Here is a 23,609-nt window from a genome sequence, read left to right as displayed (position 1 = left end):
GAGGTTCTCATTGGTTCGCTACCTTGGCGTTCGTCGAGAGCGTTGGTTTCTCGAGGGTAGCCGTTGTCTTCTGTGCGTTCGGGTCCGATTCATCTTTTGATTCGGTCTACTTATTTGAGGCCTTCGCGGCGCTTTTGGCTTTTCCAGCGATGGTCGTCGCATCCGTTCCCACAGTGGTTTGCGGGTCTCCCATCTTTTTGAAAATGTTCGTATGCCGAGAGATTCATTCGTCGTCTGGGGAATGTCCGCCTCAATACTTTTCGGATCTGCTCTAACGCTCGGCGCGCGTTCGAAGCCTATACTCCTCCAAGCGAATTCGTTAAGTGCATAAGTTAAATCATTAACAGCATTCCCCAACATCTTGAGATTATGCTGTTGAACTTCTTCTAGTTCTTTGTTATACGCTTCTCGATCTAACTCATATCTCTTCCATTCCTGTCGAGACCTTACTTGTTCTTGACCATATTTCCACATTGCTGTTTTTTCTTCTATATGACCGATAAGAGTGGCTATCGGGAAAAGATCATTTAGATCCCCGTGATAGTAACCCTCCTTCATAGCCCTTCCCAATTCTTGAGACGCAGTGGGCCAGAAAATGAACCCATTAGGGTCTAGGTTAGAAATTGTCTGCTGTGGGTTGTGAATTGATTCAACGATAGCATCGGTGCGGGGACCATCCAAAGTTGGTTTCAAATCCCATAGAGATGGTAACTGTTCAGAACACCGTTCGGGGGGCTGGCGGAAGAACCGCTGTCCGTACGGTGTCCCATTGGTGGGTGATTCTGTTTCATCCGTGTTCCCCCGCTCTTTGCGTCCGGTACCGGTAGGATCTGCGTACGTCAAGGGGTTATTATCCGAGTAGTTGTACAGGTTTGTACCATCTACCATACCATTCGGGTCGCGCTGAATAAACCGACCCAGCAGCGGGGTGTATTGTCGCGCACGGAAATCGTACGTGCCCAAAGTCTCGTCCAGGCGTCTGGCTGTGAATCGAAGTGGATTGTAATTACCTCCTGTTGAACTTGCTGCCATCTCGCCAAACGGCGTGTAGCTATAGCTCGCGACCACATCACCACTCTCATCGGTAAGGATTCGAATAGAACCAACTAGATCAGCATGGTACCAACGTTCGGTCCCTTCCGTAGCAATCTGTAGAGGTTGGTCAACTCCGTCTCGGTGCACGTACTGAGCGGAGATTTGTCCGTTTCGGTACTCCGCGATCAGGTTCTCTCTATCGTAGATCAGTTGGGTGGAGTTCCCACTTTCTCTCTCCAAGATGCGCCGACCCCGAGCATCGTGGAAGAACTCGACAAGCGTGGTCTCGGTGTCTACGTCTTCAACACGCACGAGCCGGTTGTTTGAATCAAAGAAGAGGCGATGTCGCTCATCGCCCTTCAGATTTCCATTCGCGTCGAACGTGAACGAGGTTTTTCCACCGGTACTGATTTCTTCTATCTGACTATACTGATCTAACTCATTCCTTGAATACTCGATAGTTTCGCCGTTTTCGGTCCGTTCTGAGTCGCGGTTACCAACTATATCGTAAGCAAACATATGCGGATGCGAAGGTAATGTCAGGGAACCAATTAGCGCATTAATCGACTGTTGACGGTTCGGAATTGTATCCCCGGGTGACACCGAGGAAGGCGCTACTGATGTGGGATCAAACGGTTGGATGTCCTGTTGTGCCACGTTCACCACGCGATAGAGGGAATCGTAGGCGATTGCTTCGCCACGGTTGCCGTTTGATGTTATATCATTACGCACTCGCATATTGCCTACGGCGTCAAACAATGACTGAATCCGTAACTTGGATTCCGCCGGAGAGGCGTGGTCTATCTCAACGAGACGAGCCGCCCCATCGTGGGCATAGGTGGTGACTGTGTGATTGCCGAAACGGATACGGAGCCGCTGTCGACCGGCATAATCTACTTGCGTTACGATGTCGTGAGCGTCCGTGGTCGCTGAACGTCCGGGATATTCTGCCCCTTTGAGAACGTTTTGGATGCGTGTTTCTCTATCCAGCTCGTCCCGAGTAATATGCAGCTGCCGGCCATTGGGATACGTGAGATCGGTGAGGGCACCGGCGTCGTTAAATTCACGCCCGACGTGGAACGGGGTATCGAGTGGTACTCCAGCAGGAGTGAAGGTAATCGTCTCTCCCAGTTCCCAATCTACAGAGTTATACTGTCTGACACAGCGAGCGAAATCGTTCACCTCGCGAATGCGCCGATTCAGTCCGTCGTACGTATACTGCTCGAACGTTGCCCCTTCTACCACGGTGCCCATGAGATCTGATCCATCCACATCAACACGAGTCGTACGTCCAAGTGCATCTATGGTGTAATGTCGCTGCAGGCCGTTGTTGTCCCTAGTACGAATTAGGTTATCGTCAGGATCGTAATCCAACCGGAACTCGCTCTCGTCTGGATAAATGATTGCTCGGCGACGGTCAAGAGCGTCGAAGGTGAATTCGGTCTGTCGCCCTGACGAATCGATGACAGCAATTACGTTGCTGTTGGCATCGTACTTGAATCGTGTCTCGGCTCCGGTGAGGGGACTCCCGTCGCCCAGCCCTGTGTCAGTCCGTTCTTGAATCTCGGCCACACGGCGATTGTGGACATCAAACTCCGTTCTGACGATATTGCCTAGTGGATCAGTTCGGCGGACCCGATTCCCACGGCTATCATATGCGTATTGCGTGGTATTGCCCAGTGGGTCTGTGCGGCGGACTAGACGATCGAGCGTATCGTACACGAAACTGGTTGTATAGACCTGTTGGTCGACTACATCGCCAGTCTCTGAGTCTCTAACCTCGTCCCGACGTTCCTGACGCACCAGATTGTCGTGAGCATCGTACCGATTCTCGATCCGATTGTTTGACGGATCGACTGTCACGGTAATACGATCCAGTGAGTCGTACTCGAAAGTCGTCTCCCGGCCCAGCGCATCGACGGTGCGCTCGGCTCGTCCCTGAGCATCGTAGAACGTCTTAGTCTCTACCAGCGAACCAGGTCCAGGCTGGTCGAGAAATACTTCTGGTAGCTCATTTTTATCAGCGAGTTGGGCGACCTCGTCGAACCGATTGATAGCGATGACAGTTGGCTGTTGCAACTCGTTGTACTCAATCTCCCGCCGGGCCAGAAGCGTATATCGATCGTCTTCCCTGCGTTCAAAAATACGCTCGACCCTCATATTCCCGGCTTTATCATACGTGCGCCTAATGATTGTGCCGAGCGCATCCTCTTCTGCTATCACCCGTCCGAATGGATCGAGAGAAAATGTGGTCACATTACCACGTGCATCTACAAGACGCTGTACGCGACCGTCGGCGTCGCGTACGGTACGGGTCGTGGAGACATCGTCCGTCCAGGCTCCTCTCGTCTCGGCTACCTCGAATTGCCGCTCATCATAGGCGAAGCGAATCGTATTGCCTGCCGGGAGAACGGTCCGTATCCTCTGGCCGGAGCTATCGTGTTTATGACGAGTCACAAGATGTTCGGACTGATCGACGCCTCCACTGGTTTCTTGAATCAGATTAAACTCCTCGTCATATTCGAAGGTATAGACGTCTGGCGCACTGGGCAGGTCAGCACCCGCCTCATCCTTTGCATCCTGCTCTTCGCGTATGAGTTTCCCATTCCTATCGTAGGACCGGCGTGTTTCGAAGTGGAATGGGCCTACTCCGGTCGATCTTGTGATTCGGTCGAGCTCGTCGTACGTGTTCCGGATCACAAACTGTCCGTCGGGGGAGTCCGCAGACCGGGGGAGTTGGGTCGCCACTGTCCGGCCGACTTCGTCGACCTGGAACTCAGTAGTAATCGCTAGGCCACCTGGATCGACCACGGTCCGCTGCAGGTACCCTTCGCGGACATCGCTATCATCTGCGTACGTATGGCTCGTCACCACACCTACCGAGTTGACGAAGCGCTTGAGTCGACCGCGCTCATCGTACTGTTCGAACCGTTCGATTCTCGGTTCCCCGACTGTTCCGTCGGGACGCGTCGATGCGGGCTGCTGTATTTCGGTTAATAGGAAGTTCGGATGGCTATCAGGGATGTCCGGATGGGGGCCGTAGGTGTATCGCGATAGTGTCTCTTGGTAGCGGGGATGCTCACCCTCAGCTTCCGTCTGGACGAATGGACTGGGACTGCTTGTGAAACGTGCATCCGATATCGTTTCAATCTGTCCAAAGGTTGGCTCATAAGTGAACTTCGAGATGATATCCGACGGACTTGGCTCCGTTAGAATATCGGGGAACAGATCGCCCCACATTCCCTGGGTGGTGTTCAGCTCTGGGAAATCAAAGTACCGTCCCCGTCGCACGGTCACTAACAATCGACCAAACCCGAGACGCTCCTCCGCCGTCAGGTTCTCATGGCTACCGATCTCATTCTCGGCCGTATCTGTAATCGCTTCGCGTCGTAAGAACGCCTCTCGTCCGTAGAGGTGTTGGGTTACCACTCCCTCGGGGCTCATTGAAGCTACCAGCTGTCCGTCCCGATTGTACCGATATCGTGTCATGAGCGTCTGCACCCGACCCTCTTGGATTACGCGTTCTTCTTTGAACAAGAGTCCCCCGAAGGTATTGTAGACGTAATGTACAAGATGGCCGTTTCGGTGGACCACTGTGGTTTGGTGTGTGGGACGTTGAGCAGTGGTATAATCCAGTTCGAACACAGGGGTGACATCCTCGTACTCGAAGGTGCTTTCTCCGTTACCCTGCCGTTGTCGGGTCACTCGATTAAAATCGAATTGGCCCGGTGACGAGCCGTACTCGTTCTCGAGATACAGTTGTCCCTCCGCGTCGATGATTCGCGTGAGGTTGTGCCTGAGTTGACCGGTTGTCCCAGCTGTGCTGTACTCATAGCAGGTGGTCAGCCCGTCTGAGTGCTGGTCAGTTGCGGGTGTCGTGACCGACACGAGATCATTCAGATCATCGTATATGTATGTCCATGTGCGGCCGATGTGATCGGTGATCCCAGTGACACGGTCTTGAACGTCGTAGGAGAACTGGACAAAACGATCGGTCCGGTTTACCTGCACGGTATCGATACGCCGTGCCTCACCATCCCGGTAGACGAACTGGAGGAAGTTTCCGAAGCGGTCCTCGATGCGATCGAGGCGGTGAGTGGGTGTCGCCGGGATCCGTTCGAAGATGTGTCTTGTGCCGTCTGGGGCGCGGCGCACGAACGACTCCCCGTGGCCCTTGATGATCGCGTCAACCCCGTCCGGTGGGACGAAGTACTCGTGTGCTGGGTGTCTCGTGTACCGCTGTTCGCGCAACTCGCCCGTCGTCAGAACGAGTTCTGTTTCCGTCTCGTGGAGGAATACGTTATACTGGTGGTCCCAATTCGCTCCGAGTGCACCGTCGAAGGTGACTTGGTTGCGGTACGTCCGTCGAAACACGAAATCGATTCCGGCACCATCGATACGAAGATCCTCAGCCTCGTGGACGAACTCGCCGTTAAACATCGTCACCGGATCGGCAGCAGTGTGTACGTTCTGCGTAACTGGCCCTGGTGTGTGCCCTCTCATCCCGGATACTTGTGCCTGGAAGTACGGCTCGATGATTCTTTGGAAATTGTCAATATCATCGATATTCTCGGTCCGTTCTGCGAGTAACACCGCGGCTTGGATCGCTGCCTCTTCTATTTCACCCTCCAGAATAGTAATTTCCCGATTGTCGAGCAATAGCTGTGCATACTCCTCGACGTCTCTGTTATCGGGCCCTTGACGAATCTTCTGGACCAACTCCGCTTCTCGGTCGATTCTGTCGGCCCACTCGATGTCGTCAGCTTCATTGCCTGGACTCATTGCATCAAAGTCCCGTTTGCCAGGACTGTGAAACCGCGATAGTCCCTCAAACCGTTCGAACTCGCCTCTGAGATGAGGCGCCAATCGGTCTCGATTACTCGTAACCAGAGTCCCCGCTTTGTTGCCTCAGTTATGCACACTCTTCGAGACATCTACCCTAGTCCTCCTGACCGCTCCGTATTGGCTCAAGCGCGTGGCTTGTAATTCGTTCACGTATATCTCGAAGCGTCTCCTCGTCAACGTTGGGGTTCTCACTGAGCCGTTCGTCGAACACCTCTCTGATTTCCTTAACGCCGAATCTCCTGAGCAGTTGCAGTTCTTCTTCGGTCAGGACGCCCGTCTCAACGAGCACGTCTGCGTCCACCTCGATTCGTCCGAGACTGAACCGTGTCAACTCCCTAAACGCCTCGGTCTCGGAGAACGTTCGTTGCCGATATCGGTCAGCCGTGAATCCGCTCAGCATCGACTGAGTAATGTCGTTTTGGAACCGATTCCGCTGGCTCGCGACAAATCTCTGTACCTCTATAGCCTCCTCCGATGTCTTCGCGGCCGAAACGACAGCGTGTTCGGAGATGCCTTCCTGAATAATGTCTTCAAACACGATAGGTGTTTTTTCTTCGTCAGGGAACTCACCGGGGCCTGTCGGCTGCAGCCGGCCCGAATCTGTAAACCGGCCACAGTTCCGGATGACACGCCGTGTGACAACTAGCCGCCTGGAGAACTGATTTGAGACTCTCTGATCCGTGTCGGCAAACTCCGGCGCCGGGGGGAACGGGGGGCGGTCATCCCCTCCACTTCCGCCGCCATCGATTGGTGAGTCATTATCGAGGGCTGCCGCGTACATCATGCCGTTTTCGACCATGACCGGGTGACCTGTATCGAGATTCGCCTGGAGACAGAGCCCGCTCACACTCGAAGGAACGAACACGACCAGGAACATGTCCTGGAGTCCCTCAAGCATCCGTTTGCCCCTGATTAGATTGAAGTCTACTTGACTCGCGCTCGTGACCGTGTGGGGTCTGGGACTTATGAGGAACAGAGCTCGATTCGTTCCCAGATGATAGCCATTGAACAGTTGGTACATCTGGCTGAACGAAGTGCTAAAACTCGTCGTCTCACGGCGTTCACGCGACGTATCTGTAGTGCGCATGTCTACCGTTTCCTCCCCTGTGCTACTGCGAGTCCCCCACTCACCGGTATAACTGCCGCTCAATTCACCACCCCCCATATTGCCCGGAAGAGTGAATCCTACCTTGCCGCTGTAGCCCGTTTTAATGTCGCTCTCCTCACTTGATTCTGTGGTAGTTCTCCCCGATTGTACGTTGACTTTTTCGGATGTGCCCGAGAGATATTCGCCGGTTTCGGAGCGTGTTTCGTACAGTTCACGTTTTTTAGGCTGAAAATCAAGAATATGTGGGAATTCGTCTGGGCCGACATCGTCGTCCGAGTGGGGGTAGATAGCGACCTGCGCGATGGCTCCTTTGCAGGGCCAGTAAACGTGTGACCAATCATCTGCCAGAATCCCCTCCCAGGCAGACTGCTGTAGGTCGTCAAGTTCATCTTCTTCGTCGGCGATTCTCTTCGGATCGATGAGTTCCTCGGAAGGGTTCCACCCAGTGATACTGCATGTCAGTTTCAGATAGACGATTCGACCGTCAGGGTAGGATTCTTTTGTCTGCTCCTCTGGCACGACGTAGGCGTACACTGCCATCGAGGAGCGCCATTTCGGCGGGATATTTACATCGCCGAAGTTGGTGTCGATTATGTCTCGGGAAAATCCGAACCGTTGCCACGTGATGTCTTGGGGCAACGACAGTGATTGTGAGGTCAATGCTCCCTCTGGTTAATATTGATGAACTGATTCATTTCTTGATTAATGGTTTCTCTGATTGTGTTACGACCACTTCGGCCTAATCAACGATTTTTTGAGGTCATTAGGGTTCTCTCGATGGGTTTCGTCTTAAGAGACAGCATGTTTGGTACTTCAGTAGGGTACCGATGCGAGCGTCTTCTCGAAGACCCGAAAGAAGTTACAACTTGGCACTATATAAATGTATATATTAATCATTGTAGATTCTAGGTTACTCTTTCTATACTGTTCATTTCCAGACGGAATGCGTTGAGTCCGCACTTGTCGAACTCACCCACGGAGACGTCAGAGCCGAGTATGTCTCGACGAGCTGGTGGTTCTGAACCCCACTCGCATCAGCATGGGCCCGAGCATATTCGAAGAGCCGATCGAATATAGCCTGGTCAGCGTGTCGGAGTGCCCGCCGATACTCCTGCCACCGCGACTCCATCGCCCGGAGCAAATCACGATACGTCGTATTAGTACGCCCCATTCACGCTCACCTCCGGTGAAACGTCAGCATCAGCCATCGCCGGATGCCGATTGGCGAGAATACGTTTCCAATACGCGAGTGTCGTTTGTACGGGCCCATTCTCCAGCGGGTAGACCAATGTCTCGTACTCCTCGCCTGCGAACCGTGGGCCGAACTTGGTCTGTTCACACTGAATCGTCCGGTCAGCAATTTCGTGAATCGGTGCTGTCAGCGTATCGTCCGTCTGCAACGTCAGCAGCACCGGAATCTCAAATCGCTGGGCAAGCGCTTCGATCCGCTCGGCCACCATGGAGAGCATGCGCTTATCGTCATCACGTGGAAGATCCTCCGATCGATAGAACCAGTCCACTGCGGGAAGGACCGCAATCGTCGTTTCGTCCGTAAGCTCTCCAGCAAGATCCTGCACAAGACTCTGGTGTTGCCATGGGGTGAACGCCCGAGCAATGTGAATCCGATCGAGAACACGCATCGACGGCGTAATCCGTGTCAGCGGGTGTGTCGTTCCGTTCCCGTGAGCGTCGATCCAGACGGCCGATCCATCGTCCAAGAGCAGCTGGTCAAGAACGAGTGACTGTAATGAGCCAGTCATGCGCTCGTCGGTTTCGAGCAGTGTAATGCCGGGCTCAAGTGATGGAAGTTCTGGTGAGGTCTGGTGCATCATCACGGATAATATTTCACCGGGGTATCAGATAGGCACGCCAGGGTCGCTTCCGAATATTCCAATAGCGGAACGACCGACGTCAACCAGTGCGAGTTACCACCATGCAGGACGTCACAGCAACGCGAGAACACACCCTACACAGTTGTTGGTGTAAACTGGTTCACTTCTCCCAGTAGAAGCCCAGCGGAAACTCGGAATATTTCGGACTAGTTGGCCAGTCTGAGTCCCACAACTTTTCCGCAAAATCCCGATGAGGGCGAGATGATGTCGAATGAATTGGCCGATGAGTTTGTCGTGAATTTCATTCGACCCATACGGGCAGTTCCAAGGGGTTGTTGAGGACGAAAAACCTCCGATACTGACAACGTTGTGCACGAATTGACCCCAATCAGTTACGATCCGAGATGCATGACAGCGCCAGTAGAACTCGAGACGTTCCATCCGTTTCCGATTCGGGTTTCCGAAACCCGACTGCTCGATACAGAAATCACTGAACAATAGAGACACTCACGTACCGGAACGGACAGCGGGGGAAAGGGAGAGGTAACCCCCACACCCAAGCACGAGCCATTGTCGGGTGATGACGCCAGACGATGGCGTCGTACTAGTTAGTGTGAGAGCGTATCTCCACTAATGATCCGAAGGATAAAATAAGTTCGTCAGACATTGATTGATTTTATTAGATGATTCGTACAAATAACCGAGCTATGTGTATCGAACTCAATTTCTAGCGTCTCTTTCTTTCAATCCAGTGAATACTGCGGTAAGCGGCCGTTACTCAAGGTTCTGGAGAGCTAGCAGAAAGTATGAACAGCGACACAATGAGAACGAAAACGACTAGTTGGTTCGGTTCCACCACAGAGCACTCTGGCCCGAGTCCACCACCGCAATACGCATTGGTCGCCTCCGAGACGATTGATTTCGAATCATCAAGTTCGGAACTCATTACGAGTGTCGTTGAGGTACTCATTGACGTGATGGAGCCAGCAGGTGGCCAGACCACACTCTCGCTGTACGAATACGTGAACCCAGATGCCCTCGAAGACATCATTACAGCAAGTGCATCAAAAAAGAGCGACGTTGAAGTCCGATTCACAGTCGAGGACTATCTCGTCATTGTTCGGAGCGACAACACCGTCCTCATTTACGAACCGATCGGATCACAACGCGATACGGATGGAAATCCATGTCCAGCTAGCTAATCAAGAAAATCGTTCCATACTTCGCGATGTAGTAACGGCGCTTTCTTCTCTCGAGACCGACTTCGCTATGCAGAGCTGTAATCCGTGAGTCGAATCTTCCCCTCGACTTCGTAAATATGGCCCTTATCGTGCAGCCGTTCGATGATATCCTCGGCAGCTAGTCGTCCAAGATCCTCTTCATCGTCCAAAATCGAATAGGCTTGCTCGTAAGTGAGTTCTCGCTCTTCTGGGAGACTTCTCGCGAGCGCGTCAAGGGCATCTTGCGCAAGTGGGGAGAGTGGTGATTTCCCATTTGGAACCATTCGTACTCTCCAATTCATCTACCTCATAGGTAAACCCTCGGCCAGGGCCTATTCGTGCCACTACGTAGTGTAGAAGGGGAATAAGCAGTCAATGTGGGTGTATGGGTTGGGATGAGTACGAGAATCCACATCGTCTGCTGGGTTACGCTAACTGCACTCGACGCTTGGTACCCAACGAATAAAGTCTTCAGCCAACCACAGCGGAAGTGAAACTGAAAACACCGGAGGGGATTTGCGGCACCAACGCTTCTCACCAATAACGCGAGTCGTAGGAACATCCGCTAGGGTGAATCTTCTTGGGTTAGTACCTCATACTAACTGCCAATGCCCAACACAATCAAACGGTCCGGCGATGGACTCGCACTCCAAGTCACAAAGCCTGCTCGAGCCGCTGGACTCGTTGAAGAGACTGATGACGAACCCACTCGTCTCGCAGACATCCGCGTATTTGCTTTCGACGGCCTCCTTCTTGTCGTCGACCTCGACCGCATCACCGACGAGAATATCGTCGAACTCGCGACCTCAGCCGCGCTCGACACCGTCTCGATCCACCGTGTTATAAACGCCTCACTGCAAATTGCAGGCAATGGCTATCAAGTGCAACTCCCCGGTGCTGCAGATGCAGGATTTCACGTTGGTGATCGAGCGCCCTGCACTCCAGCACCAAATCTGCTCGTGATTGCGGCAGAGGGATCCGAACGATTGGCCGCGGATATGGAAACAATTCGAAAAGAGCAGGTCTGAGAGCGAACAGACATCAGTTAGTATAATATGCTAACTACCACTTCTATTGTAGACATATGTCATCGTCCGTCGGTACGCCATTCCACGTTTCGTTCTTGGAGACGGCGGAACAGGGTGAACATCTGTCCAATCGAACACGGAAAGCAAAGAGAGATTAACCAACAGATGAACCTACAAAGCGTTGAGTTGGTTAAATTGGTTGCAGTGCTACGCTCGCTTCGTCGGACGAGTGTCAGACCCCACTATTTCCACTAATTAGGTGACAAGAAACACGATACCAGCGACGGCACCACACTCTCCCCCCATCGTTTCCAGTAATACGATGAAAGAACGTGTCAGGGGCTATTCCCAAGAGAGTTCTCACTAGAACATCTCTTCTAATAATCTACTGTTTCTCGATGCTATGGACCATTAAATGGAGAACAGCAATAAATGTTTGCATCAAATACGGCCGATTCTAGAATGACACCATGCTTTTCTACATCTTTACTGGAAACAGTGGGGGGAGGGTGTCGAGAAATGCCCACCCACCGCCTTCTGTTGGTTTTCTCGTGTGAGTGATTTACTGGAAACGACGGGGTGCGTCGTGCTTATAAACTCGCGTTTACTGGAAATACTGGAACCCAGTGGTTCATTCCACACGTTCGACTACAACCCGAGAGACTGCCGATATACTGGAAATGGTGGGGTGTCTTTTGGGGTGGTTCTTCGCCCTCACGGGTTCGAACCAATTTTGGAAGCGATGGGGTACGGCTATCGACACGAGTTGGGTACTCCGTTCACTACGCCTTCTCGATGTCGAAATCGACAACTCTCTTTACTGGAAACGGTGGGGTCGGCATTGGGTATCGGAATCTATACCCTCGGGTGGTTATACTGGAAATACTGGAAACACTGGTCGAAACTATTATCTGGCATAATCACTCATTCAATCATATCATGGGGCCACGGTTTCAGCCGGACGACACGCTTTACAAAGGACGGAATACGCTCAAAGTAGAGTACGTACCGGACAACATCGTCGGTCGGGACAACGAAATCGAGGAGTACGAGGCCGCTCTACAGCCAATTATCAACGGGGAATATCCCGACAACATCTTCATCTACGGTAAAACTGGCGTCGGGAAGACTGCGGTGACGAACTTTCTGCTTAACGAACTCCAAGACTCTGCGGAACACTTTGAGGTCGATATCTCACTCGTCACCGTCAACTGTGACGGCCTCAGCACGAGCTATCAGGCTGCAATCAGTCTCATCAACAACCTCCGAGAACCCGAGCACCACATCGCCGAAACCGGCCATCCGCAGTCGAAGGTCTACCGCCTTCTCTGGAACGAACTCAACAAATTCTCCGGCACTGTCATCATCGTCCTCGACGAGATCGACCACATCACGGACGATACGTTCCTCTACCAAATCACGCGCGCCGATAACAACGGCTACATCGACAATATCCAGCTCGGTCTTATCGGTATCAGCAACGACTCGACGTTCAGGGAGCAACTCGACGCGAAGGTTCAGTCGTCACTCTGTGAAACCGAAATTTCGTTTCCACCATACGGCACGGAAGAACTCCAGAAGGTTCTCGAACAGCGTGCCGAAATCGCGTTCCACGAAAATGCACTCGAAGACGGCGTGATTCCGCTCTGCGCCGCACTCGGTCGGCAGGATGGTGGTGACGCTCGAAGGGCGATTACACTCCTCCGAAAAGCCGGTGATCTCGCTCGAACGGAGAACGCCGAGACCGTCACGACCGACCACGTCGAGCGTGCCCAAGAGAAACTCGAAGCCCAGCAAAGCATGGACATCATGCGTGACCTCACGGAACACGAGCAACTCACGCTCTACGCCCTGACGACGCTTGCCGCTGAGAACGCAACTCCCGCTCGTTCGCGTGTCGTTTACCAGCGCTACAAGAAACTGTGTGAGTTCCAAGGTCGAGACCCTCGTACGGCTCGTCGGATGCGGAGTTTCCTCTCCGATTTCGAGATTCTCAATCTCACTCTCTCCCACATGGAACACCGTGGTCAAGACGGTGGCACATATCGTGAGCACGAGATTAACCGTGATATCGCAACCGTCGTAGACGCTCTCCAGACTATCATCAGTGAGTTCGGTGCGCACCAGAGCATCATCGAATATCTTCCTGACTCTGGTGAGGAGTTCACAGCAATGTGAGTAGACCTCTCTAACAGTAAATTCTCAAGACCACGTTTGAGCTTGACTTAACGGCCTCTTCACTCGAATACGTTTTCGAGCTGTTGAAGATTTACCAACCGCCACCGATCATTGAGTCTGTCTCGAAGCCCATCTTCGAAGCCAGACTTCGAGAAGAGTACGTATTCTTCCTCACGTTCACTCGTCTTCCACCGGACTTCATGCGCTTTCTCGCGCAAATCCTCTACCAGAGCCATGCCGACGGGGGCGTTCGTCCACTTACACTCGCCAAAGAGTGCCGCTGGTGTCCGATCATCGAGCCCAACGAGATCGATTTCGTGTTCACCGTACCACCACCGACCAATCGCTCCATACGAGCCGTTTAATTCGCCAGCTTTGGTGAGGTGCCAGAGTGCCTCTTGGCAGATGTCTTCGAAGGTTGGTGCAACGAACCGATCCAATTCTGGCATAATTCGGTCTTCGAGGACGAGTTCGGGTGCCTGTTCGATGCCCGATCGATTCGGCTCGACAAAGCGAAACCAGAACCGAAGAAATTCATCGCTGATTCCGTAGATCGACCGTTTTGACTTCTTTTCGATCGCCGTAACGGGGACCTCGCGTTTCACGAGTCGTAACCGACGGAGCCGTTGGAGATACCCCGAAAGTGGTCCAGAACCGATGTCTGTCTGTCCAGCGATCTCGTTCGGTGTGGTGTATCCATTCGCAATGGCCTCGAGGATACTCATGTATCGCGATGGATTGCGCAATTCCGTCCGGAGTAAGAACTCCGGTTCGTCATAGAGAATCGAGGTCTTCGAGAGGTGATTCTGGAGGAGATTCGCTTCGAGTGACTCGTCGTAGTCAAAGAGCGTGAGATACATCGGCATGCCGCCAGACACTGCGAACGAGCGGATGCGTTCTTCGAACGGATAGTCGATGATCTCATTTGCCTCGGCAAACGTGAATGGCTGAAGGTCGATTTGTGCCGTTCGCCGCCCGTACAGTGGACTCTCGTGTCCCATTACCTCCGATTCCATCACGCTAATACTCGATCCACACAGAATGAGCGTCGAGGTCGATGTCGCTTTCACTGTATCTACGAGATTCTGGAACGCAGAGAGCACTGTATCGCTCGATTCGACGAGATACGGGAACTCGTCGATAGCCACTATTTGCTTGCCTCCTGTGAGAGTCTCTCCCAGGTAATCGACTGCATCGTGCCAGTCCTCGATACGTGGAACTCGTTCGTCTCGATATGCCGCTAACTCCTCGACCAATTTTTCTTGTTGGACTTTCGCCGAGTCTTGCGATGCGAGATGATAGAGATGGGTGCGGTTCTCACAGAACGCCTTGATCAGCTCCGTTTTGCCGACTCGACGACGGCCATAGATGATGACGAGACTGAAGTCATTCCGTTCGTGTTCCGTCTGGAGTGCCTCGAGTTCGTCGGCGCGGTTGTAGAACATTCTTACGATAATGATTATCGCGATAATGACTTAGGTGTTTCTCTCATCACCGGCTTGGAAGTCACACCATCTGTGAATCTGCTAACTTCGAAACTGAATTCGGACGCAAGGCTATCTCTGAATAGGGTTCTATTCTAGAATCGTATTCTATTTAACTAATCCGTCTATTTTTATGCTCTCTTCCTCCTGCTCTCACCACTTGAAATACTCTGATGGTTAGTGCTATTCTTTCTATTCGTGCTATTTTTCTTCTTCATGTTATTTATGTACCTCACAATATGGCGACTATTCACTCTATTTCCACGATGGATGGTAACTCCTGTGTTTGGGGCTATTCATACTATTCACACTATCTGGGATATTTTTGCTATTTATGAATTCAACAGAAAGTAGGCTATTCATACGAGTTTGCCTATTCACGTCCCGTAGATATAAGTCACGAGAGGATTCTATTTCAGAATAGCATGGCTGAATCGAATAGTGGGAATAGCACAGATAGAATAAATAGCCCAAATAGCCCGTACGAATCTGTCGATACGAGCGGGACATCACGAGCCGTCTCAGTCTGTATGCTGAAGGGTGGCGTCGGGAAGTCAACTATCGCGGTGAACCTCGCGTGTCAGCTAGCTGCTCACGATCACGATGTCCTCCTCATCGATCTTGACCCGAATGGACACGCCTCGGTCGGTCTTGGGTTCGATGACCACTACCACGACACGGATGAGAGCATCGGCGAGGTCTTCTTCGACGATGCGGAACCTGCGTCAGTCATCTACGATACCGACCACGAATTCGATATCCTTCCTTCGAGCGAGAATCTCGAGCAGGTTGAGCGAGAAATCGTCGTGGGCGATGTCTTCCAACCGTCTGCACTGTTACAGCGCGAAGTCGTCGATCCATTACTTGGTGAGGATTACGACTATATCGTCACTGACTCGCCTGCCTATCGCTCGCGATTGACTGACAACGCACTCGTCGCGACATCCAATCTCGTTCTTCCACTTGCACCCGGCAACGAAGCCATGTCTGGACTGGAACGCACCATCGAGCGTCAGATTGCCCCGCTGCGTAAACACATGGATGTCGACGTCCGGAAGGTAGCTGACTCGAGTTGGCGTCCAGCCCTCGGGGAAGGTGACCTGATTACCGAATGTGATGAGTGTGACCAACCGATTGAAGGTGAAGCGGTATCTGTGACGCTCGGAGACCAACAGTACTTCCTCTGCTGTCCATCGTGTGAATCGTTGTTACGTGACCGATATGAGGAGTTCAGCGAAGAAGCAACTTGATTCGCTGATTGGACGTGAGCTTCCATAGTATGGTTTTAGTTATGCGTAAAAATATCAATACTGTTGCCGCCCACATTTTCGATTATGAGGTCGTGAATCGGTTTTCTTCGCCGGGATGCTACTATCTCCCATCATTTTACTGGCCGAAGCGGAAATCACGATTCAAATGATATTTCATTGTATTCACAATACTGAACTTTATCAGTGTTCAGTGCATACCTCCTCCAATGCACGATCGAGATTCCCCACTCTCGCGACGAAACCTCCTTCGCGGATTCACGACGGTCGGACTCGGAAGTCTCGCTGGTTGTGCTTCCAATTCCATCCCGTCACTTGACGACAACGAAGAAACTGTTGCACCCCGATCAACCGTCACAGAACAGGCCAACACGCAACAGACGTTGACAGCCGCTCCCAGTCAGGTGTCGCCAGCAGCTACATCTACAGACAACTGGCTATACGATGGCGCGTTTCCCGGTAAAGAACTCCGCGTCACTGAGGGAGATATCGTCCGTGTCGATCTCAGAAACCGCCTTTCGGCAGGGACGACGATCCACTGGCACGGCGTCCCCGTACCGAACCCGATGGACGGCGTGCCGAACGTAACCCAACAACCGATTCAACCCGACGGGACGTTCACGTACAAGTTCCGGGCCGATCCGGCGGGAACGTACTTCTACCATAGCCACGTCGGTCTCCAACTCGATCGCGGACTATACGCACCACTGGTGATCGAAGAAAAATCGCCGCACGTCGAATATGACCGCGAGTACACGCTCCTGTTCGACGACTATCTAACTCAACCACCGAAACCACTAAGCGAGTCATCGAGTGGCGGAGGCGACATGGGTGGGATGGGTGGCGGCATGGACGGTGGTGGACGAGGTGGCGGCGGTATGGATGGTGGCGGTATGGGTGGCGGAATGATGAGTGATCGACGCCCGCCGTACGAAGGATTACTCGTGAACGGTCACCTGCCAGCAGATCCCGCCACCTTTGACATGAAACAGGGCGAGCATGTTCGTCTGCGTTTCATCAATGCGAGCAGTGCAACAGCATTCCGAGTCGGTATTGCTGGACACAAACTAACGATCTCGCATGCCGACGGGCAACCCGTTGATCCCGTGACGGTCGATTCGTTCGTCTTTGGTTCCGGTGAGCGGTACGATGCTATCGTCGAAGCAACGAACCCAGGCGCCTGGGAAATTCGGGGGGAAGCGGTGGACGGAGATGAACAACCAGCGAAAGCAGTACTCCGGTATAGCAACGAATCGGGGTCACCGACACGTCTCATCTCATGGGGACAGACACTCCAGTACAGGAACCTGCGAGCGAAACAGGTTCCGCAGAAACTCCGCGGAAATCCAGATCGAACGTTTGACTTGACCCTATCGCCCAAGAGGGGCAGGTCATATGGCTGGCTCATCGATGGGCAAGCATATCCGGATGCTGATTCGTTACAGATTCAGGAAGGTGAGCACGTGCGTGTCAAGATGACAAACCGTAGTCCGGTGCTCCACCCGATGCATTTACACGGGCACTTCTTCCGGGTTGGGGACGCGATGAAGGACACGGTTATCGTGCCGGGGCACATGGGAACTGTGACGTTCGATTTTCTAGCGGACAATCCGGGTAATTGGCTCTTCCACTGTCACAATCTCTATCACTTGGAATCAGGCATGGCTCGCGTCGTCCAATACGTGTGAAGACGGGCCGTTGAAGGACGGAGCTAGATGACACTTTTGACTATATTCTATGGAAGTAACTACATATGAATAAAACAGTGACTTTCCGAGAGGATGGTCTGTTCAAAGTGTGCCTCGAGAACCATGTTTTCCCCCGACCTCAATTCTTAGCCAAAATACTCAGTGCATTTATACAAACATCATATATTTATATTTTCTGCCAGCTAGGGTGTTTTCATTGTGTGAAACCACCCAAGGGGGACTATATATCCACCCCAATTATCGCCACCCATGAAACGCAAATGGCGACGAATCGGCCGTGTCCTCTTCCTCCTCAGTATCGTCCTCCTGTTCGTCTCACCGGGCATTGCAATCGTGAACGGTGATGAGACAACAACTTCGGCGACAACATCACATCAAGAAGAGGGCCATCACAATGAAGACGGCCAGCACCACGGAACAACGGCTCAGACTGACGAGGGACACAGCCACGAGGGAGAGGGACACAGTGAGGATCAAGAAGGATTCGCGGGTGGATGGTTGTCAATGATCGGTGGACTGTTCATCCTCGGAACGGTAGCTACGGTACCGGTATATCAGTATACGAATAAGCGTCGGCAGAATTTCACTGTTTCAGCGAGCCATCTAGGTGTCGCGCTACTTGCTCTCTTTACTGCTGCTGTGCATCTTTATCTCTTCTTAGAGCACGGCTCGCTTATCATGTTATTCGCTGGCTTGGGATTCCTCGGTGGAATTGGGTTATTCTTCGTTGGTGTTCACCGCCAGTACCTCTACTTACTTGGAATCGTCTATACGGCGGCTCAAATACTACTCTGGATCAACGATGGAATGCCGCATCTCGGCAGTTTCGGCCTTCTAGATAAGGTCGTTCAGGTGCTTCTGATTATCCTTCTCGGATCTCTCTTTCTCAATCGGAAATCAAGCACTGACCAGTAGTCTCATCCCAGCAACTAATGTCCCATCGCCGACTTCCACAACCGCCACCGCAGACAGTGAAGTTAGTAGTCGCGTTACCGGTTGTTGGTCTTTGGGCAATGGAACTTCACCATCGCCATGGCTCCAGTTCTCTCGTCAGAACAAATCCTGCAATGCTTTATTCTGGACGTGAGTCATCGACACGTGTGTGTGAGGATAATCCCCCGCGTGAAATCCTTACTCTCCTGGGCGACGACCACGTCCAAACCATCCTCTCAGTCACAAGTGAACAACCAATGTCCGCAAGTGAGCTAAGCGATATGTGTAACGTTTCACCGGCAACGATTTACCGCCGACTCGAACAGCTCGTCGAACACGATCTCGTATCTGCGCAGGACGAAATCGCCGCTGATGGAAACCATTTCAAGAAATACGAAGCGACAGTTGAGCACATCGATGTTCGACTTGATCAGGGGGAGTTCCAGGTCAATGTCGGGAGCACAATGCAGGATGATGCGTCTGATCGTTTCAAACGAATGTGGGACGATATTCGGGGAGATGATTCGTAATGCACATTGGCCTTGTCATCGCGAAAATCGTTGTCGTAATACTTGGGTTTCTCATCGCCTTCCAAAGCTATCGAGCGTACAAACGCTATGATAGTCGCCCGATGTTCCTTCTCGCCGTTGGCTTTTTCACCATTAGCATCGGTGCGGTCATCGAAGGAGTGCTCTATGATATCGTGAAATTCTCGATCTTCTATGCGGGGATGGTTCAGTCGATAATTGTTGCGATAGGAATATGTTTGGTTCTGTATTCGATATATTATCAAGCACCATAGAGAGTTGCCCTTCCCCGTGTCTTCAAGTGGATTACCATTGTCGACAACTGTGACACTTTAGTAATAGATCTTTGAGCTTTCAACCCAATCTTCAGGCGGAGCAGGCCGAGGCGGTTCACTTCAGTTGCCTTTCAACGGTATGTGTTCGTGTCGGAGGAAATTTCGAGTCCCAAAGAAGACGACAACGAGGCTCATGACGAGTGCTGTCCCGAAGAGAAGAAGGAGACTCAATACATGTAGCGCACCGATACCGTAGGTATGACTGATGATTTTGCTCAGCACCGCAACACTGTCGACGAGTAGCATCGCCGCAAAGTATTGCTTGAACTTCGTGGTGTCGACGAACTCCGTTAATTGTGCGCCAACATACGCCCCGAAAATGCTTCCGCTTAGTAATGGAATCACGACCGACAGGTGAACGGCATCGGCTCGGGCGTATAGCAATGCCCCGTATCCGCTTGCAATCGCGATTTGGAAGATATCAGTACCGACCGCGACTGCTTCTGGCAGCGCTAATCCGTACATCAATCCAGGCAGGATAAGAAATCCTCCCCCAACGCCAAGCACACCAGCGAGGATACCCGTTAAGAAGGCGAGCACTACTATCACCGTCGCTGAAGCAGAAACACCGCCTTTGAACGACATCATTGGTGGTGCTTGGAAGGTACTAATTCGGCGAATCAATGACGAATCGATATCTGACGTAGCTTTAGAGCGACCCGTCTGAACATCGTGCATTGTGTAGAGTCCGACAGCTGCCAATAATCCCACGTACACAACGCTGATTACGAAATTTGCGACGCCGACGGTAGCCAGCGCGAACAGGATTCGTTTCCCCACTTCGATCCCCATCGTCATACCCAAAACGAGTAAGACCCCGAGCTTGTAGTCAATATGACCTAACCCACGATGTGTAACGACGGCAGCGAGTGACGTCCCAAAGACGAACACTAGACCAGATCCAACTGCTGCCTTCGCTGGATGGCCGAGGACAAGGAGTGCTGGCGTGACGAAAAAGCTCCCGCCGAGACCGAAGAATCCGAAGAGGATTCCGATGAGCAAGCCAAACACGACGAAGAACAACACTCCTGACTCAACCACCCAGACGCTTGCACCTCCCATAATACTCGTCTTTGTGGACGTCACCATCGTGCTTGATTCTTTTCCGTGTTGGATAGTCCGCTGCAATAGAGATCTTATACAAATCCAGAAAACGGATTTATATCACAAAGGAGCATCTAACTGCACGAAACAATGCATCACCGGTTTTGACTGAGTAACTCACGACGAGTTTCGAATTCGTCATCCGAGAGTTCGCCCCGAGCATACGCAAGTCGTAACTCCTCAAGTGCACTGTCCGTTTTGCTCGGCGAAGTGCGCACAAGGGTTCGGTAGAGCGCGTACCCAATCCCGAGTAGAATGATGAGCCATATCAGCGTCATCCCCAATCCCCACCATGGCGAGAAATTTCCAGCATATCTGCCACCCATCATCCCCCCACCTCCCCAGCCCATCATCGGAACCATGACGACCATCGTTAATACCGGAAGGAGAACTAACACGGCAAGTAGTGCAATGGTGCTCCGGGCAAGCGTATCGTTCGAATCTGTCGCTGACATAGTATTGTGTAGTACCTCAAAATTGATACCCGTTTTGTGAGTGTTGAGGATACGTTGTTAATTCTGCCACCGATCAATACATGGATTTATATAGTGTTTGCTAAAGAGGTAGTTACAGACAAAACTTGACTATCTCCTCACTTCTCATCCCCACTCACCTTTAAATACATTCCCGCTCGCATTACAAAGCTATAGATGTAATGGACAATGGTTTAATCGGGATTCTGGGCATCAATTCGATAGTTAGTTAAGCTATTCCAATTTGATTTCTATCATGTGTGGAAAGAAAACCAGATATTCCTATTCAGATCCTCATAGACACCATTTCAGTTGCTAAGGCATCTCAAATATAAAGGTTCGCTCTCAGTGCGATGTGGCACTGTTGTACTCCTAGCGATCGGTATATGCTCTAACCAGTCGCCGGCGAATCGCCGAAGTTCGAGCAAGACGAGCAAGCAATCTCGGTCGTTGAACAATACGTGTATACACCCGCCACGGACATCGGGTCACATCGTTAACGGTCAGGCCATCAATAGCCGTTGCAATCTGGGCAACGAGCTGCACGTCATTGGTATCTTCCAACACGCCCCGCATCAGTGTTGCAAGCCGATATTCCGACTTCATCTGCTTATAGAGGTGTCGTGGATAGTCGGATTCGTTATTCTTTCGAACCAGTCGTGCGAGAAGATTCGATGAACGAATTGCCTGACAGATCCCTTCACCCTGATAGCGGTTGGCGATCCCAGCCGCATCACCAACGAGAAACACACCCTGTTCGGGATGAAGACGTTCTGGATTGAGGCTCGGCCCTTGGGGAATCGTGGCAGCGTTAACATCCTCACGATTAGGTTGTGGAATGTCCATCCGATCACAGGCGCTCCAAAGCGCTTCTATGTAGTTGGTGGGGCGATCGGTCCCGGCCCACCCGATTCCAATGTTTGCTCGGGTCTTAGTTTTCGGAAAGCACCACCAGTATCCGACGTATCCCTCAAAGACGATTCGTGGCAGATGAAGATACTCAGCAAACTCACCTTCGACGTCAGCGTTAAGCGCAATCATATCGCCGGTATACTGATTCGTTTCACCTGCTGCTTTGGTCGTGAGTGATGGGTGGCTCGTCGCGTCAATCACGTAGTCGTAACCTTCGACGAGTTCCCAATACTGGCCAAGTGAGACGCTTGTGTCCTCACGGACATCCACCGCCGGGCCATCCTCACCGGTGGCAAGTCGAGTGGCCCAACGGCGCTCCACGAGATTTCTATCCGTGATGTAACCGCATTTTGGGTCAATACTTGATCTGGCAAGTGGTGGTTTGTTTTCGTGATTCGTAGAGCCATAGATCTCGATATCGAACTGCTTGACGCGGTTCACGAATCCGTTTTTTGAGATTTTTTCGAGGGGAACAAGCGAAGCCTCGTTGATTGCTTCACCACAGTTGACTCGCTTATCGTCGTATGACTGGCGCTCGAATAGGGTTACGTCCGCGAACTCCCGAAAACGCTCGGCGGCTGCGAGTCCTGCGCCAGCCCCTCCGAGCACTGCAACCGTTGGATGATTCACCGATGCCTGCACGTCATCACGTCGTGCCATTTCACTATTTACGTTCCTCGTCGTGCTATGTTTTCCCGCCTCTCCAGATCCCGGCCAAGAACTGTGGAAAGCAGGCTACAGCAGACGGCAATCGTTGGCATTCAGTTCTGGTGAATCAAACGGCTGAAGTTTATCTTAGAGACCGTTGAACACTCTTTTCATGCCACATCCGGGGATTGGGGTACACGCTATTTTCGGGGAGTTATCGGCGGTGTTATTTCTCTGGACGCTTGTCGAACTCTATCGAGGCGTCGACCGGGCAAACGTGGTGCGTGTACGGCGGATTTCGCTGGTGGCACTGGGTTCGTTGGCGGTGGCATGGATCGTTGGTGGCAACTACTACTTAACCGGCTATCAGCAGATAAAAGACGTCATCGTCAGTGGCCCCCAACCATGGAGTCACGAAATTTTCATGGAAGCAAAGGAACATATTTTCCTCTTTCTTCCTGCCTTAGCGCTTCTTCAGGCAGGGGCATTGCGGACACGCGACGAATTTACTGGCGACGCACGGTACGCACTACTCGTTATTACAGCTCTTCTTATCCTCACTGCTTTTGCAGTAGCCGGGATGGGGTACCTGATATCGAGTGGCTTCCGTGCGGCAACGGGCCCGACGACGCTTTTCGGAGGGAGTATCTAACATGGCGAATGCCTCTTTGTATCGGTACTATGTCGCGGCGGTCGGTTCTATCTGGTTTGTCACTGGGATCACGCTTGCGACGGAACTTATTCCTGCTCTCAAAGATTTGATTGAGGGAGTGTTTCTCCACCACTGGCTTGGCAAGAGCGTTTTGACGCTAATCGTCTTCGGTCTCGTCGTTCTCGTCACCCCTGAACGGAACTTCGACGAACGGCGGTGGGCGAACTACGTACTTGGAAGTGTCATTGTTGGCGGGCTCGTCATTCTTGGTTATTTCGTCTTTCACTACTTCACGACGTGATTAGCTAAGACAACACT

General features: G+C 52.0%; 18 protein-coding genes and 1 pseudogene. 10 read left to right on the top strand and 9 right to left on the bottom strand.

All coding sequences use genetic code 11. The features are described from left to right. Window positions 1-18: 18 nt before the first annotated feature. The 4 genes and pseudogenes from ACR3FE_RS17455 to ACR3FE_RS17445 all read right to left on the bottom strand — a co-directional run bounded on the left by ACR3FE_RS17455 (window position 19) and on the right by ACR3FE_RS17445 (window position 8,820). The gene (locus tag ACR3FE_RS17455) at window positions 19-5,817 is read right to left on the bottom strand and encodes an RHS repeat domain-containing protein (RefSeq protein WP_458208671.1); all 5,799 of its coding nucleotides are present in this window, start codon (window positions 5,815-5,817) and stop codon (window positions 19-21) included. A gap of 157 nt (window positions 5,818-5,974) precedes the next feature. Beyond that, window positions 5,975-7,528, bottom strand: a complete 1,554-nt coding sequence (locus ACR3FE_RS17450) for a hypothetical protein (RefSeq protein WP_458208670.1) — start codon at window positions 7,526-7,528, stop codon at window positions 5,975-5,977. A 469-nt stretch (window positions 7,529-7,997) separates the two neighbouring features. After that, a pseudogene (locus tag ACR3FE_RS27785) lies at window positions 7,998-8,159 on the bottom strand (DUF8156 family protein); the annotation flags it as partial. Continuing rightward, on the bottom strand, window positions 8,146-8,820 hold the full coding sequence (locus ACR3FE_RS17445; protein ID WP_458208669.1) for a hypothetical protein: 675 nt from the start codon (window positions 8,818-8,820) through the stop codon (window positions 8,146-8,148). The pseudogene ACR3FE_RS27785 and the gene ACR3FE_RS17445, both read right to left, overlap by 14 nt. An 806-nt stretch (window positions 8,821-9,626) precedes the next feature. On the opposite strand from ACR3FE_RS17445, the gene ACR3FE_RS17440 reads away from it, so the two are divergent. Next, window positions 9,627-10,022, top strand: coding sequence for a HalOD1 output domain-containing protein (locus tag ACR3FE_RS17440; protein ID WP_458208668.1), 396 nt, complete (start codon window positions 9,627-9,629; stop codon window positions 10,020-10,022). Window positions 10,023-10,087: 65 nt separating this feature from the next. Here the strand turns inward: ACR3FE_RS17440 and ACR3FE_RS17435 are convergent, their stop codons facing one another. Then, on the bottom strand, window positions 10,088-10,324 hold the full coding sequence (locus ACR3FE_RS17435) for a hypothetical protein (RefSeq protein WP_458208667.1): 237 nt from the start codon (window positions 10,322-10,324) through the stop codon (window positions 10,088-10,090). A 324-nt stretch (window positions 10,325-10,648) separates the two neighbouring features. On the opposite strand from ACR3FE_RS17435, the gene ACR3FE_RS17430 reads away from it, so the two are divergent. Beyond that, entirely contained in the window at window positions 10,649-11,068 is a 420-nt protein-coding gene (locus tag ACR3FE_RS17430) for a hypothetical protein (protein WP_458208666.1), read from the top strand. 939 nt (window positions 11,069-12,007) lie between these two features. After that, window positions 12,008-13,246: an orc1/cdc6 family replication initiation protein gene (locus ACR3FE_RS17425; RefSeq protein WP_458208665.1), complete on the top strand. Its 1,239-nt coding sequence runs from the start codon at window positions 12,008-12,010 to the stop codon at window positions 13,244-13,246. Between the two features lie 59 nt (window positions 13,247-13,305). On the opposite strand, the gene ACR3FE_RS17420 is transcribed toward ACR3FE_RS17425, so the two are convergent. Next, a complete protein-coding gene (locus ACR3FE_RS17420) occupies window positions 13,306-14,691 on the bottom strand; it encodes an ATP-binding protein (RefSeq protein WP_458208664.1) in 1,386 nt (461 codons plus the stop codon). Window positions 14,692-15,191: 500 nt separating this feature from the next. Here ACR3FE_RS17420 and ACR3FE_RS17415 point away from each other — a divergent pair, with 500 nt between their 5' ends. The 5 genes from ACR3FE_RS17415 to ACR3FE_RS17395 all read left to right on the top strand — a co-directional run bounded on the left by ACR3FE_RS17415 (window position 15,192) and on the right by ACR3FE_RS17395 (window position 19,442). Beyond that, on the top strand, window positions 15,192-15,980 hold the full coding sequence (locus ACR3FE_RS17415; RefSeq protein ID WP_458208787.1) for an AAA family ATPase: 789 nt from the start codon (window positions 15,192-15,194) through the stop codon (window positions 15,978-15,980). Between the two features lie 227 nt (window positions 15,981-16,207). Continuing rightward, a complete protein-coding gene (locus ACR3FE_RS17410) occupies window positions 16,208-17,686 on the top strand; it encodes a multicopper oxidase family protein (protein ID WP_458208662.1) in 1,479 nt (492 codons plus the stop codon). 270 nt (window positions 17,687-17,956) lie between these two features. Beyond that, window positions 17,957-18,622: a hypothetical protein gene (locus ACR3FE_RS17405; protein WP_458208661.1), complete on the top strand. Its 666-nt coding sequence runs from the start codon at window positions 17,957-17,959 to the stop codon at window positions 18,620-18,622. 185 nt (window positions 18,623-18,807) lie between these two features. Further along, window positions 18,808-19,170, top strand: coding sequence for a helix-turn-helix domain-containing protein (locus ACR3FE_RS17400; RefSeq protein WP_458208660.1), 363 nt, complete (start codon window positions 18,808-18,810; stop codon window positions 19,168-19,170). Further along, window positions 19,170-19,442 (top strand): DUF7521 family protein, encoded by a 273-nt coding sequence (locus tag ACR3FE_RS17395; RefSeq protein WP_458208659.1) that lies wholly within the window; start codon window positions 19,170-19,172, stop codon window positions 19,440-19,442. Before ACR3FE_RS17400 ends, ACR3FE_RS17395 begins: the two co-directional genes overlap by 1 nt. A 120-nt stretch (window positions 19,443-19,562) precedes the next feature. On the opposite strand, the gene ACR3FE_RS17390 is transcribed toward ACR3FE_RS17395, so the two are convergent. The 3 genes from ACR3FE_RS17390 to ACR3FE_RS17380 all read right to left on the bottom strand — a co-directional run bounded on the left by ACR3FE_RS17390 (window position 19,563) and on the right by ACR3FE_RS17380 (window position 22,651). Continuing rightward, window positions 19,563-20,564: a sulfite exporter TauE/SafE family protein gene (locus ACR3FE_RS17390; protein WP_458208657.1), complete on the bottom strand. Its 1,002-nt coding sequence runs from the start codon at window positions 20,562-20,564 to the stop codon at window positions 19,563-19,565. 137 nt (window positions 20,565-20,701) lie between these two features. Then, window positions 20,702-21,061: an SHOCT domain-containing protein gene (locus ACR3FE_RS17385; protein WP_458208655.1), complete on the bottom strand. Its 360-nt coding sequence runs from the start codon at window positions 21,059-21,061 to the stop codon at window positions 20,702-20,704. 390 nt (window positions 21,062-21,451) lie between these two features. Then, window positions 21,452-22,651 carry an NAD(P)/FAD-dependent oxidoreductase gene (locus ACR3FE_RS17380; RefSeq protein ID WP_458208653.1) on the bottom strand — a complete coding sequence of 400 codons (1,200 nt, stop codon included), beginning with the start codon at window positions 22,649-22,651 and terminating at the stop codon, window positions 21,452-21,454. Between the two features lie 160 nt (window positions 22,652-22,811). On the opposite strand from ACR3FE_RS17380, the gene ACR3FE_RS17375 reads away from it, so the two are divergent. Both ACR3FE_RS17375 and ACR3FE_RS17370 read left to right on the top strand, forming a co-directional pair. Next, on the top strand, window positions 22,812-23,291 hold the full coding sequence (locus ACR3FE_RS17375; RefSeq protein ID WP_458208652.1) for a hypothetical protein: 480 nt from the start codon (window positions 22,812-22,814) through the stop codon (window positions 23,289-23,291). 1 nt (window position 23,292) lies between these two features. Then, the gene (locus ACR3FE_RS17370; protein ID WP_458208650.1) at window positions 23,293-23,592 is read left to right on the top strand and encodes a hypothetical protein; all 300 of its coding nucleotides are present in this window, start codon (window positions 23,293-23,295) and stop codon (window positions 23,590-23,592) included. Window positions 23,593-23,609: the final 17 nt, after the last annotated feature.

This window comes from Haladaptatus rarus (assembly GCF_054177585.1).
This window is presented reverse-complemented; position numbering and strand designations above follow the sequence as displayed.

Coding starts and splice junctions, on each gene's coding strand:
- ACR3FE_RS17380 (WP_458208653.1), bottom strand. CDS start 22,651: ATGGCACGACGTGATGACGTGCAGGCATCGGTGAATCATCCAACGGTT.
- ACR3FE_RS17430 (WP_458208666.1), top strand. CDS start 10,649: ATGCCCAACACAATCAAACGGTCCGGCGATGGACTCGCACTCCAAGTC.
- ACR3FE_RS17435 (WP_458208667.1), bottom strand. CDS start 10,324: ATGGTTCCAAATGGGAAATCACCACTCTCCCCACTTGCGCAAGATGCC.
- ACR3FE_RS17385 (WP_458208655.1), bottom strand. CDS start 21,061: ATGTCAGCGACAGATTCGAACGATACGCTTGCCCGGAGCACCATTGCA.
- ACR3FE_RS17375 (WP_458208652.1), top strand. CDS start 22,812: ATGCCACATCCGGGGATTGGGGTACACGCTATTTTCGGGGAGTTATCG.
- ACR3FE_RS17390 (WP_458208657.1), bottom strand. CDS start 20,564: ATGGGAGGTGCAAGCGTCTGGGTGGTTGAGTCAGGAGTGTTGTTCTTC.
- ACR3FE_RS17455 (WP_458208671.1), bottom strand. CDS start 5,817: ATGAGTCCAGGCAATGAAGCTGACGACATCGAGTGGGCCGACAGAATC.
- ACR3FE_RS17395 (WP_458208659.1), top strand. CDS start 19,170: ATGCACATTGGCCTTGTCATCGCGAAAATCGTTGTCGTAATACTTGGG.
- ACR3FE_RS17370 (WP_458208650.1), top strand. CDS start 23,293: ATGGCGAATGCCTCTTTGTATCGGTACTATGTCGCGGCGGTCGGTTCT.
- ACR3FE_RS17445 (WP_458208669.1), bottom strand. CDS start 8,820: ATGATGCACCAGACCTCACCAGAACTTCCATCACTTGAGCCCGGCATT.
- ACR3FE_RS17420 (WP_458208664.1), bottom strand. CDS start 14,691: ATGTTCTACAACCGCGCCGACGAACTCGAGGCACTCCAGACGGAACAC.
- ACR3FE_RS17450 (WP_458208670.1), bottom strand. CDS start 7,528: ATGGCAGTGTACGCCTACGTCGTGCCAGAGGAGCAGACAAAAGAATCC.
- ACR3FE_RS17440 (WP_458208668.1), top strand. CDS start 9,627: ATGAACAGCGACACAATGAGAACGAAAACGACTAGTTGGTTCGGTTCC.
- ACR3FE_RS17425 (WP_458208665.1), top strand. CDS start 12,008: ATGGGGCCACGGTTTCAGCCGGACGACACGCTTTACAAAGGACGGAAT.
- ACR3FE_RS17410 (WP_458208662.1), top strand. CDS start 16,208: ATGCACGATCGAGATTCCCCACTCTCGCGACGAAACCTCCTTCGCGGA.
- ACR3FE_RS17405 (WP_458208661.1), top strand. CDS start 17,957: ATGAAACGCAAATGGCGACGAATCGGCCGTGTCCTCTTCCTCCTCAGT.